The sequence below is a fragment of the Nonomuraea sp. NPDC002799 genome (assembly GCF_053592075.1).
Genome location: NZ_JBSFVA010000004.1, coordinates 218,132 through 230,044, shown reverse-complemented (window position 1 = coordinate 230,044; position 11,913 = coordinate 218,132). Strand labels below are relative to the sequence as shown.

The 11,913-nt window shown below is 69.7% G+C and carries 10 protein-coding genes; 7 read left to right on the top strand and 3 right to left on the bottom strand.

The features are described from left to right. Positions 1-5: 5 nt before the first annotated feature. On the bottom strand, positions 6-872 hold the full coding sequence (locus ACWD0F_RS10415; RefSeq protein ID WP_449873929.1) for a tryptophan 2,3-dioxygenase: 867 nt from the start codon (positions 870-872) through the stop codon (positions 6-8). 149 nt (positions 873-1,021) lie between these two features. Between ACWD0F_RS10415 and ACWD0F_RS10410 the strand changes: the two genes are divergently transcribed. Beyond that, a complete protein-coding gene (locus ACWD0F_RS10410) occupies positions 1,022-1,459 on the top strand; it encodes an Lrp/AsnC family transcriptional regulator (protein ID WP_449874283.1) in 438 nt (145 codons plus the stop codon). A gap of 96 nt (positions 1,460-1,555) precedes the next feature. Here the strand turns inward: ACWD0F_RS10410 and ACWD0F_RS10405 are convergent, their stop codons facing one another. Together ACWD0F_RS10405 and ACWD0F_RS10400 are read right to left on the bottom strand one after the other, a co-directional pair. Beyond that, a complete protein-coding gene (locus ACWD0F_RS10405; protein WP_449873927.1) occupies positions 1,556-2,515 on the bottom strand; it encodes an ornithine cyclodeaminase family protein in 960 nt (319 codons plus the stop codon). Then, positions 2,508-3,263 carry an IclR family transcriptional regulator gene (locus ACWD0F_RS10400; protein WP_449873925.1) on the bottom strand — a complete coding sequence of 252 codons (756 nt, stop codon included), beginning with the start codon at positions 3,261-3,263 and terminating at the stop codon, positions 2,508-2,510. The genes ACWD0F_RS10405 and ACWD0F_RS10400 overlap by 8 nt, the downstream gene beginning before the upstream one ends. 153 nt (positions 3,264-3,416) lie before the next feature. Here ACWD0F_RS10400 and ACWD0F_RS10395 point away from each other — a divergent pair, with 153 nt between their 5' ends. From ACWD0F_RS10395 to ACWD0F_RS10370, 6 genes are all read left to right on the top strand, one after another. Continuing rightward, positions 3,417-4,769, top strand: coding sequence for an amidohydrolase family protein (locus tag ACWD0F_RS10395; RefSeq protein ID WP_449873924.1), 1,353 nt, complete (start codon positions 3,417-3,419; stop codon positions 4,767-4,769). Then, positions 4,766-5,833, top strand: a complete 1,068-nt coding sequence (locus ACWD0F_RS10390; protein ID WP_449873923.1) for a dipeptidase — start codon at positions 4,766-4,768, stop codon at positions 5,831-5,833. The genes ACWD0F_RS10395 and ACWD0F_RS10390 overlap by 4 nt, the downstream gene beginning before the upstream one ends. A 112-nt stretch (positions 5,834-5,945) precedes the next feature. Continuing rightward, positions 5,946-7,838 (top strand): ABC transporter substrate-binding protein, encoded by a 1,893-nt coding sequence (locus ACWD0F_RS10385; protein ID WP_449873922.1) that lies wholly within the window; start codon positions 5,946-5,948, stop codon positions 7,836-7,838. A gap of 37 nt (positions 7,839-7,875) precedes the next feature. Continuing rightward, positions 7,876-8,823 carry an ABC transporter permease gene (locus ACWD0F_RS10380; RefSeq protein ID WP_449873921.1) on the top strand — a complete coding sequence of 316 codons (948 nt, stop codon included), beginning with the start codon at positions 7,876-7,878 and terminating at the stop codon, positions 8,821-8,823. Further along, positions 8,820-9,704, top strand: coding sequence for an ABC transporter permease (locus ACWD0F_RS10375; RefSeq protein ID WP_449873919.1), 885 nt, complete (start codon positions 8,820-8,822; stop codon positions 9,702-9,704). The genes ACWD0F_RS10380 and ACWD0F_RS10375 overlap by 4 nt, the downstream gene beginning before the upstream one ends. Before the next feature lie 28 nt (positions 9,705-9,732). Continuing rightward, a complete protein-coding gene (locus tag ACWD0F_RS10370) occupies positions 9,733-11,784 on the top strand; it encodes an ABC transporter ATP-binding protein (RefSeq protein ID WP_449873917.1) in 2,052 nt (683 codons plus the stop codon). Positions 11,785-11,913 lie beyond the last annotated feature (129 nt).

Here is an 11,913-nt window from a genome sequence, read left to right as displayed (position 1 = left end):
TTTCCTTACATATAGGTACGAGCCGACCAGAGCTCGGGGAAGACGACTCTCGCCATGCTGCGTTCGAGCCAGGCCAGGCCGTTGGAGCCGCCGCTGCCCGGCTTCGCGCCCATCGACCTGCGCACCGCCGCGACGTGCTGGTAGCGCCAGTCGCCGAACAGCTCGGAGACCTCGGTCAGCGCGTCGCCGAGCGCGCGCAGGTCGTTGCCGGCCGAGTCGTCGCGGTAGACCTCCACCCAGGCGCGTTCGATCGCCTCGTGCGGCTCGTACTCGCCGGCGAAGTCCCGCTTGAGCACCTCGCCGGGAATGTCGTGGCCGTGCCGGGCGAGCAGCGCGGCGGCGTCGTCCCAGACACTCGGCTCGGCGAACGCGCGATGCACGTCGCCCTGCTTCTTGAACGGCCGCAACAACGCCGCGTTCTTCAGCCCCAGCCGGAACTCCAGCACCCGGTACATGCCCGACTGCAGCCCTGAAGCCTCCCCGAGCAGGTCACGGAACTTGTTGAAGTCCGAAGGCGTCATCCAGCGCAGGCCGCGCCAGGCCGCGTTCAGTCCCTCCAGATGCAGGGCCGTACGGCGCAGCGCCGCCAGCGCGTCCCGCACCCGGTCCTCGCGCAGCGCCTCCTGGGCGGCGAGCAACTCGTAGGCGATGAGCTTGAAGTAGAGCTCCATCACCTGGGTGATCACCAAGAAGGACATCTCGCCAGGAGCGTCGCTCAGTGGTCGCTGCAGGTCATGGAGGATGTCGGTACGGACGTAGGCGTCGTAGGGGATCTCCCGCTCGAAGGCGAGAGTCGGCGCCCCGCCCTGCGCCTCGGCCCGCTCGGCCCGCTCGGCGGCCGTGATCGGGCGAACCCGTCCTGTCGTTTCCATGTGCCACGCTCCTTTTCAGCACCTCATGATGATGCGGTGAGGCCCAAAAAATGAATGTCAGTTGAACGGCCTTTTTCGTGCTAGGCCTCTTGTTTGGTATGAATATCGGTCATACCGTTTTCAGGTGAAAGGATCCGCTGGTGGACGCCATGGACTGGGAGCTGCTGCGCGAGCTCCAGGAGAACGCCCGGCTCTCCTTCAACGAGCTGTCGCGCCGGGTCCACCTGTCACCCCCGGCGGTGGCCGAGCGCGTGCGGCGCCTGGAGGAGACCGGGGTGATCACCGGCTATCACGCCGCCGTGGATCCCGTGCGGGCCGGCTGGCCGGTGTCCGCCATCGTGGAGCTGACCTGCTACGGGCCGTCCTGCGTGCTCCGTGATCCGGAGGTGCCGACCTGGCCGGAGATCCGGGAGATCCACCGGGTCACCGGTGACGTGTGCAGCATCCTCAAGATCGCGGTGCCGTCCATGATGGCGTTCGAGTCGCTGATCGACCGCCTGGCCGCGTACGGCAAGCCGTCGAGCACGATGATCTTCTCCAGCCCGCTGCCCCACCGGCCGGTCACCGCGGCGCCGCCCGTCGCGTGACGGAAGACGCGCCGCGGCCCCAGGCCGGCGCAGCCCGCGGGCGCGACCCTGGACCGCCCTCGCGGGCCCGGCCCCAGACCGCCCTCGCGGGCCCGGCTACAGGTCGACGCTGAGCCCGAGCCCGCGCTCGCGGGCCACCTGGTAGGCCACCGACGCCGCCGCGACGTCGAGCGCGGCGTGCCCGGTGGACTTGAAGACCGTCAGCTCCCCTGCCGAGCGCCGGCCCGGATGCACTCCGTCGAGCACCGCGCCGACCAGGGCGGCCGCCGCCGGGTCGGTGCCCTGGAGCTCCCAGGCGCCGGCGGGTGGCGGCTCGGTCACGGCGCCCGGCCACTCCACGAACAACGACGACGCCCCCAGGGTGTCGGCGTCGAACTCGGGGCCGTCCGAGCCGCCGACCGAGCTGAGGTGCACGCCGTCGGCGAGCCAGGACCGGCGCACCACCGGCTCCCGGCTGGAGGTGCAGCAGAAGACGACGTCCGCCTGCTTGACCGCCGCCTCGATGCTGGACGCGACGGCTTCCTTTGTCAGCCGGCCAACGAGGCGCTCGGCGTTGCCCACGTCGCGCGCGCCCACCACCAGCTCCGCGGCGTCCATCGCCGCGATGAGGTCGATCTGGGCGCGCGCCTGCGTCCCGGTGCCGATCACGGCGATCCGGTTGGCGCCGGGCCGCGCGAGCGCCCGCATGGCGACGGTCGCGGTGGCCGCCGTGCGGACCGCGGTGATCGCCTCGGCGTCCATGACCGCCAGCGGGCGGCCGTTCTCCTCGTCGAAGTAGGCGACGATGCCGCGGTGGGCGCCGTGGCCCCCGGCCGCGACGGCGGAGAAGACGCTCACGAGCTTGGCGGCCAGCCCGAGCCGGGGCACGTAGCCGGGCATCGCGCCCAGCAGTCCGTGCGGCGAGCGGGCCGCGACGCGCGGCGGGGCCGAGGCGTCGCCGCGGCTGATGGCGATGAGCGCGGTGCGCACCGCCGCGAGGAGCTCGTCAGGCGGTAATGCCGCCCGGGTCTGGTCCCGGTCGAGTACGAGCACTCCGCCCACTGCGGTGTCAGTCAAGGTCTTCTCCGGGGGTCGTGCCGCTCAGGGTGCGTTGCAGCTCGTCCGTGGCGCTGGTGAGGCGATCCTTCAGCTTCACCAGCGTGGCATCGTCGAATTCGCTGTCCAGGCCGACGATCGTGAGCGCGCAGATCGGCCGGCTGTTGCCGGTGACCACCGCGCGGCTCAGCGAGGCGATCACCTCTTCGTTGCGCCCGCGCTCCAGCGCGAAGCCGGTGCTCCTGGCCACGTCGATGTCCTGGAGCAGCTCGGCCCTGGCCGCCTGCGGGTGGCCCTGCTGCTCGGCGACCCGCAGGTAGGGAACCCGGGCGGCGTCGTCGAGCGCGGACACCAGCGCCATGGGGCCGGCGAACTTGTGCACGGGCAGCAGCTCCCCCAGCAGGTCGGTGATCATCGCCAGGCGCGGTGGGCGCACGACGTCGATCACCCGCCCGCCCTCCGGCTCCAGAACCTGCAGGTTCACCATCATCGCCGTCTCGTCGGACAGGGTCTGGAGCACGGGGCGGCTCAGGACCACGAGCGAGTTGGCGGCCGCGGCCTGGGAGAACTGCAACACGATGGTGCCGGGCAGATAGTGATCCTGGCTGCGCATGATCCAGCCGCGGCGGACCAGGTCCACCAGGATGCGGTAGGCGGTGGCGCGGTGCATCCCCGCCTGGCTCGCCAGCTCACTGAGGCGCAGCGGGCGGTCCGCCTGGACGACGGTCTCAATGAGGTCCAGGGCCTTGTCCACGGCAGAGCTGGGCAACTCGCCCTCCACGTCGTCGAGGTCATCATTCCATGCTTGACGCAATATAACAGACGTTGCTACTGTTGCAACAGTTGTTACGCTGTATGTAACAGACTAACTCGGGGGATCCCCCACCCGAGGAGGTTCCGGAACGGAGACCGAGCGATCGCCATGACCGACAAAGCAGAACAACCGATCGCGGGCACTGACGCGGCCCCCACACCGTTCGCGGCCGCCGCGCCGGGACAGGTGACGGTCTACCGCGACGTGTCCTTGATCGACGGCACGGGTTCGCCCGTGCAACCCGGCATGGCGGTGGTGACCGACGGGCCGCTGATCAAGTCAGTAGTCCCGGACGCCGAGCTGAGCGCGTCGGATCTGTCCGGCGCCGAGGTGGTCGACCTGGCGGGAGCGTTCCTCCTGCCGGGCCTCATCGACACCCATCAGCATCTCTCCACCCCGCCCAACCGCGGGCAGGCGGAGGAGACGATGCGCCGCCAGCTGTACGGCGGCGTCACCGCGATCCGCGAGATGGCCGGAGACCTGCGGCAGATGGCGGACCTGGAGCGCGCCGCGCTGATCGGCGAGATCGCCGGCCCCGACATCTACTCCGCCGCGCTGATGGCCGGCCCGGGCTTCTTCGACGACCCGCGCACGTGGCAGGTGACGCAGGGGACGACCCCCGGCACCGCTCCGTGGATGCAGGCGATCGACGAGGAGACCGACCTCCCGCTGGCCGTCGCGCGGGCCAAGGGCACCGGAGCCGTGGCCATCAAGATCTACGCCGATCTTGAGAGCTCGCTCATCGCCCGGATCACCGCCGAGGCGCATCGGCAGGGGATGCAGGTGTGGTCGCACGCGACGGTGTTCCCCACCCTGCCCGCTGACGTGGTGGCGGCCGGAGTCGACGTCACGTCGCACGTCCACATGCTCGCCTATCATCTGTCCGACGTGCCCTCGGTCTACCGGGGACAGCGCGCGCATCTCGCGGGTGTTTACCAGCGCTTCCTGGACGCGCCCGTGGACGCCGTCGACGCGATCTTCGAGGACATGCGGCAGCGTGGCACGATCCTCGACGCCACCGCGAGCGTCGTGACGAGGATTCCGCTCGGCCCGCCCGACGCGGTCGAGCTCGCGCAGGACGTGCTGCGCCGGCTGATCGGCCGCGCCCGCCACGCGGGTGTCACCATCAGCACCGGGACCGACTACGAGTCACCGGCCGCCGACCGGTACCCTTCACTCCACGACGAGCTCCACTACCTGGTCAACGCGCTGGACATGCCTCCGGAGGAGGTCATCCGCGCGGCCACCGTCGCCGGCGCGGCCGCCCTGGGGCAGGAGGAGACGACGGGCAGCGTGCACGCCGGCAAGCTGGCCAACCTGCTGATCCTCGACGCCGACCCGCACGAGGACATCAGCAACCTCCGCCGCATCGTCACCGTGGTCAAGCGCGGACGGCGCCATGACCGGGCGGACTACGACCAGGCAACTGCCGCGACCATCAAGCAAAGGACGCGTGGATGAGCGTCGACATCACGGACCACATCGTCGTCAACGCGCTCGGCCTGCTGGACAACCCGAACGCGGGTTCGTCGGCCGCCTCGCTCGTCCAGACCAGCGACCGGCTGACCATCGACGAGCGCGCGCTGGCGGACGCGCACGCCTCGGGCGTGACCGCGATCAACGTCACGCTGGGCTACACGATGGGCGACTTCCCGCCCTACCAGCACACCCTCGACGAGATCGAGACCTGGGACACGATCATCCGCACCCACCACGAGCACCTGGTGCGGATCGACACGGCCGAGGACATCATCGAGGCCAAGCGGCAGGGCAAGATCGGCATCATCTACGGCTTCCAGAACGCCGCCGCGGTCGAGGACCGGCCCGAACGGATCGCCGGCTTCGCCGCCAAGGGCGTCCGGGTCATCCAGCTCACCTACAACCAGGCGAACCAGGTGGGCGACGGCTCGATGGCGCCGGGCAACCGGGGCCTGTCGCCGCTCGGCCGCGAGGTCGTGGCGGCGCTCAACGAGCAGCGCGTCATGGTCGACCTGTCCCACAGCGGGGAGCAGACCTGCCTGGAGGCGGCGCGGGTCTCCCAGCAGCCCGTCTCGATCAACCACACCGGCTGCCGGGCACTCGTCGACCTGCCGCGTAACAAGACCGACGAGGAGCTGCGGCTGGTCGCCTCGCAGGGCGGTTTCGTCGGCATCTACTTCATGCCGTTCCTCAACGCCTCCGGGCACGCCCGGGCCGAGGACGTGGTGGAGCACATCGTGCACGCGGTCAACGTGTGCGGCGAGGACCAGGTCGGCATCGGCACCGACGGGACGATCACCGCCATCGACGATCTGGACGGCTACCGCGACCACCTCGCCGAGCACGTGGCGCAGCGCCGCGCGGCCGGAGCGTCGGCCGCCGGAGAGCGCAGCGACACCTTCCCGTTCGTCGTCGATCTGCGCGGAGTCGACCAGTTCCGGGAGCTGGCCCGCTTGCTGGACAAGCGCGGCTACTCGTCGGCCCGGATCGAGAAGATCCTCGGCCGCAACTTCTACACCTACGCAAAGGCGATCTGGGGGAGCTGACGACCGCCTCCGAGCGAAGTCGTGAAGTTTTCCCCCCGCATACGGCAACACAGGAGCAGGGCGACGTGAACATGGACCGATACATCGGATATAGCGCCGCGATGAGGCGGGCGTGAGCGGCCGCACCCGGCACGCGCTCGTCGCGGCCACGCTGGCCACCCTCCTGCCGCTCGCGGCATGCAGCGGCGGCGCCGGCGACACCACCAACGGCGCCAAGGGCGCCGCACCGGCCGGCAAGTCCGGCTCCCAGAGCTTCGGCGAGCTGCCGGCTCAGTCAGGCACGCCCAAGGACGGCGGCACGATCGACATCGCGCAGCAGCCGGGCGCGGGACCTTACTACGTGCTGCCCATCGTGCCCGGCGCGTTCAACTCGACCTACGTGACCTACCAGTTCCAGCGGCTCATGTACCGGCCGCTCTACTGGTTCCCCGAAGGCGCCAGCCCCAAGGTGAACCCGGCGCTCAGCCTGGCCGAGCCGCCGGAGTTCTCCGACGGCAACAAGACGGTCACCATCAAGATGAAGCCGGGCTACACCTGGTCCGACGGCGCCCCCGTCGAGGCCGGCGACGTGGTGTTCTTCATCAACCTGCTGAAGGCGGCGCTGAAGAAGAACGCCTCCAACTGGGGCAGCTACACCCCCGGCCAGTTCCCCGACAACGTCGCCAGCGCGGAGGCGACGTCGGCGACCACCCTGACGCTGAAGCTCAAAGAGTCCTACAACCCCGAGTGGTTCACGACCGACGAGCTGACCAACGTCACCCCGCTGCCGGCCAAGCAGTGGGCCAGGGCGTCCGCCGACGGGCCGATCCTCGACCACAGCTCGCCGAAGAACGCCGAGGCGATCTACACCTTCCTCGACAAGGCGTCGCGGGATCCGGCCAGCTTCGCGTCCAACCCGCTCTGGCAGACGGTGAACGGCCCGTACCGGCTGAGCGGCTTCGACGTGACCACGAACTTCTACTCGATGGCCGCCAACGAGGCGTACACCGGCTCGCAGAAGCCGCGCATCAAGACGCTGAACTTCCGGCCGTTCACCTCGGAGACCGCGAAGTTCAACCAGCTCCTGAGCGGCAACCTGACGATGGGCACCGTGGACCAGAGCCACGTGGGCCAGGTGGCGGCGCTCAAGGCCGCCGGCTACAACGTCTACGGCGCGCCCCGGATGGGCTTCAACTTCATCATGCTCAACTACAAGGACACGACGGACAACGTCGACAAGATCCTTGGCCAGCTCTACATCCGGCAGACGTTGCAGCATCTGATCGACCAGCCCGGTTACATCGCCAGCAAGGGGATGTACAACGGCGCCGCAGCTGAGAGCTACGGCACCGCGCCGGCGAGCTCGCCGTACGCGTCGGACGACGTCGCCACCGCGCCGTATCCGTACGATCCGGCCGCCGCCCGCAAGCTGCTCGAAGAGCACGGCTGGAAGGTCGTGCCGAACGGCGCCACGACGTGTGAGCGTCCCGGCACCGGTGCGACGGAGTGCGGCGCCGGGATCCCGCAGGGACAGGCGATCAAGCTCAACCTCTTCTACCGCAGCGAGCCGCAACTGCACAGCGCGGTGAGCACCGCGTTCTCCTCGGAGGCCCGCAAGCTGGGCATCGCGATCTCGGTCGCGCCGAAGACGTTCAGCTTCCTCATCCAGAACTACAACGTGCCGGCCGCGCCGTCGAAGGCCGGTGAGTGGGCCATGTCGACCTGGGGCGGGTTCAGCACCACGCCGTACCCGACCATGACGGGCACGTTCGACTCCAAGGGCTCGGGCAACGTGGGCGCCTACAACGACCCCAAGACCGACGAGCTGATCCAGAACTCGGTGCACGGCGAGGACCGCCAGGCCGTCCAGGCCGAGATCGCGCGGTTGCGGACCGAGCTCCCCGTGCTCTGGCTGCCGAACGCGCACACCATCTGGGCCTGGAAGAACACCCTCTCCGGCCCGCAGGACACCTTCGCGGCGCTGCCCACCACGGTGCTGACGCCGGAGTACTGGTACCTGAAGTAAACAAGCACGACGGAACGACACAGGAAGGAGGGGCAGCGTGCTCCAGTATGTGCTGCGACGGCTGGCGACGTCAGTCGTCGTGGTCCTGGGCGTCTCGGTGATCACCTTCATCATGTTGCAGGGGATGTCCGGATCGCCCGGCCGCGCGATTCTCGGCGTGCAGGCCAGCGTGGAGGCGGTGGCCGCCTTCGACCGGGAGCACGGCTACGACAAGTCGCTCTTCGTGCAATATTTCACCTACCTCGGCCAGCTCCTTCATGGTGATCTCGGCTATTCCTACAAGCTCAACCAGAGTGTGAACGCGTTGCTGGCCGAGAACGCCGGGCGGACCGCCATGCTGGCCGGCGTGGCGCTCGTCCTGGCGATCGGCATCGCGGTCCCGCTCGGCGTGTTCCAGGCGGTGAAGCGCAACAGTGTCGGCGACAACGTGCTGACCACGCTCACCTTCATCGCCTACTCGATGCCCGTCTTCCTCCTCGCGATGCTCCTGATCCAGGTCTTCGCGCTGGGGCTGGGCATCCTTCCCGCCCAGGCGGCGCAGTCGAGCTCCACCTGGGTGATCTTCACCGAGCCACGCGCCATGTTGCTGCCCGTGCTGACGCTGAGCGGCATCACGGTCGCGCTGTACTCCCGGTACCAGCGCTCCGCGGCGCTGGACCAGCTCGCGCAGGACTACATCAGGGTGGCGCGGGCGAAAGGACTGTCGATGCGCCTGGTGCTGACCCGGCACCTGCTGCGCAACGCCTGCCTGCCGCTGGTGACCCTGATCGGCATGACGATTCCGCTGCTCCTCGCGGGCAACCTCGTGGTGGAGTCGGTCTTCAACTATCCGGGGCTCGGACTGCTGTTCTTCAACGCCCTGAACAACCAGGACTATCCGGTCCTGCTCGGCTACACCCTGGTCGCCGCGACCCTGACGGTGCTGGGCAATCTTCTGGCCGACCTGGTGGTGGCGGTCAGCGACCCGAGGACACAGCGCGCATGACCGAGACGGCAACGGCGCACAAGGCGCCGCCGGCCACGAGCGGCTGGCGGCTCGCCGTCCGGTCGTTCGCGCAGAACAGGCTCGCCGTCATCGGCGTCGGCATCATCGTGCTGCTCATCCTGTTCTGTTTCGCCGGCCCCCACCTCTACCTCACCGATCAGATCTCCGTCGACCCGGTCAGCAGCCTGCTGCCGCCGGGCGGCGGCCATCCGCTCGGCACCGACGCGCAGGGCTTCGACGTGCTCGGGCGCATCATGCGGGGCGGTCAGGCGTCGCTGCAGATCGGGCTCTTCGCGGCGCTGATCGCCACCGCGATCGGCACGCTGTACGGCACGATCGCCGGTCTCGCCGGCGGCGTGGTGGACGGGATCATGATGCGCGTGGTCGACACGATGTTGTCGATTCCCTTCCTGTTCATCGTGCTGATCGCGGCCACCCGGTTCAGCTCCACGGTCCTGTCGCTCAGCCTGATCCTGGGTGCCTTCTCCTGGCTCGCACCCGCCCGGCTGGTCAGGGCCGAGGTCCTGTCCCTGCGCTCGCGCGGGTTCGTGGCGGCCGCGACCGTGATGGGGGCCACCAAGCCCCGCATCATCGTCCGGCACCTGATCCCGAACGCGCTGGGCGTCGTGATCGTGAACATCACCTTCCAGGTCGCCGACGCGATCATCGCGGTGTCGCTGCTGGGCTTCCTCGGCTTCGGGCTCAACTACCCGAACGTCGAGTGGGGCACGCAGCTCTCCGACGGGGTGAGCTACCTGTTCGAAGGCGCCTGGTGGTTGATCTACCCGGTCGGGGGCTGCCTGGTCCTGGTCGTCATGGCGTTCAACTTCGTCGGAGACGCGCTGCGCGACTCGATCGACGTACGGCTGAGGCGGCGCTGATGACCGCTCGCACGGAAAGGGGCGCGTGATGCCCGACGACGTTCTGGCCATTGAGTCCCTGTCCGCCGGCATCCGGATGCGGAGCTCGGCCGTCGACGTGGTCAACCGCGTCGACCTGCGCCTGCGCCCGGGCGAGACCCTCGGGCTGGTCGGTGAGTCCGGCAGCGGGAAGTCGATGACCGGTCTCGCGATCATGGGCCTGCTCCCGCCTGGCGGGCAGGTCACCGAGGGGTCGATCAAGCTCGACGGCCGGGAGCTGGTCGGCCTGCCCGAGCGGGAGTACCAGCGGATCCGCGGCAACGAGATCGCGATGGTCTTCCAGGATCCGATGACCTCGCTCAACCCCACCAAGACCATCGGCGAGCAGGTCGCCGAGCCGATCAGGCTGCACCGGGGCGCGAGCCCCAAGGAGGCGCGGGAGCGCGCGCTCGAAGTGCTCTCGCTGGTGGGCATCGCCCGTCCCGAGGAACGGTTCGGCGACTACCCGCACCGGCTCTCCGGCGGGCTGCGGCAGCGGGTCATGATCGCCATGGCCCTGTCCTGCGAGCCGAAGGTGCTGATCGCCGACGAGCCGACGACGGCGCTCGACGTGACCGTCCAGGCCCAGGTCCTGCGACTGCTGCACGACCTCAAGGACCGCCTCGGCATGGCCATGTTGCTGATCACGCACGACATGGGCGTGATCGCGCGCTGGGCGGACCGGGTCAGCGTCATGTACGCCGGAGGCATCGTCGAGAGCGCCCGCACCAGCGAGCTCTTCACGGACATGCGGCACCCGTACACGCAGGCGCTGCTGGCCTGCACGCCGAGGTTGACCCAGCAGCGCGAGCACACGCTGTTCTCCATTCCCGGCGCCCCGCCCGACCTGGCCGACCCCCCGGCCGGCTGCCGGTTCGCCGCCCGCTGCGCGCACGCCACCGAGCACTGCGAACGCGAGGCGCCCCCGCTCGCCGAGTCGCGACCGGGACACACTCTGGCCTGCTGGCACCCGATCGCGGGCCCTCTCGACCCCGAGACGCAGCCGGCGGACACCACCCCGGAGGCCGCCGGCCCGGCCGACGACGACGACACGGTGCTGGCCGTGGACGATCTCGTCAAGGAGTACGGCAAGGCCGGCCGCCGCCTGTCGCTGCGCGGCAAGTCGCGCAGTGTCAAGGCCGTGTCCGGAGTGTCGTTCTCGGTCAAGCCGGGCCAGACCTTCGGGCTGGTCGGCGAGAGCGGCTGCGGCAAGAGCACCCTGGCCAGGATGATCGTCGCGCTGGAGACACCCTCCTCGGGCAGCGTCACGGCACTCGGCGGCAAGCTGACCGAGCTGCGCGGGCGGAGCCTGCGCCGGCATCGGCGCAACCTGCAGATGATGTTCCAGGACCCGCTCGACGCGCTGGATCCGCGCATGCGCATCGGCGCCATCCTGCGCGAGCCGTTCGAGGCCCAGGGCATCGGCACGGCCGCGGAGCAGCTCGCGGCCATCCGGGAGCTGCTCGACGAGGTCGGGTTGCCGCACACCGTGCTCGATCGGTATCCGCACGAGTTCTCCGGCGGCCAGCGGCAGCGCATAGCGCTGGCCAGGGCGCTGGCGCTCAACCCGCGGGTGATCGTGGCCGACGAGCCGGTGAGCGCGCTGGACGTCTCGGTCCGCTCCCAGGTGCTCAACCTGATGAAGCGGCTCCAGGCCAAGCACGCGCTCACCTACGTCGTGATCTCGCACGACCTGACCGTCGTCCGCTACATGGCGGACACGGTGGGGGTGATGTATCTGGGCAAACTCGTCGAGATCGGGTCGGCGGACGACATCTATCTGCGGGCCGTGCATCCGTACACCGCGGGGCTGATCGCCGCGATCCCGGAGCCGGATCCGGACGCGGGCGACGCCGCCGACCGGGCCGGCATCAGCGGCGAGCTGCCCAGCCCGTACAACCCGCCGTCGGGCTGCCGCTTCCGCACCCGGTGCCCGCGCGCGCAGGACCTGTGCGCGGAGAAGGAGCCTGAGCTGCTCGGGTTCGATCCCGGGCACTCGGCCGCGTGCCACTTCCCGCTCCGCGAGGCCGCCACGCCGCTGACGGCCGCCACGCCGGGCTGAGCGTCTGACGAGCCGCTTCCTGGTCAGCCGCCGCGGCGGCTGACCAGGCGGCCGGTGCGGCCACCCGTGACTGCGCCGAGACCTCGCTCCGCGAAGATCTTGCACGATCTCCGTCACAGACGGCCCAGC

What these genes read in the sequence shown, in the direction of transcription:
- ACWD0F_RS10410 (WP_449874283.1), top strand. Translation starts at nt 1,022, where the DNA reads ATGGACTGGGAGCTGCTGCGCGAGCTCCAGGAGAACGCCCGGCTCTCC.
- ACWD0F_RS10390 (WP_449873923.1), top strand. Translation starts at nt 4,766, where the DNA reads ATGAGCGTCGACATCACGGACCACATCGTCGTCAACGCGCTCGGCCTG.
- ACWD0F_RS10395 (WP_449873924.1), top strand. Translation starts at nt 3,417, where the DNA reads ATGACCGACAAAGCAGAACAACCGATCGCGGGCACTGACGCGGCCCCC.
- ACWD0F_RS10370 (WP_449873917.1), top strand. Translation starts at nt 9,733, where the DNA reads ATGCCCGACGACGTTCTGGCCATTGAGTCCCTGTCCGCCGGCATCCGG.
- ACWD0F_RS10415 (WP_449873929.1), bottom strand. Translation starts at nt 872, where the DNA reads ATGGAAACGACAGGACGGGTTCGCCCGATCACGGCCGCCGAGCGGGCC.
- ACWD0F_RS10375 (WP_449873919.1), top strand. Translation starts at nt 8,820, where the DNA reads ATGACCGAGACGGCAACGGCGCACAAGGCGCCGCCGGCCACGAGCGGC.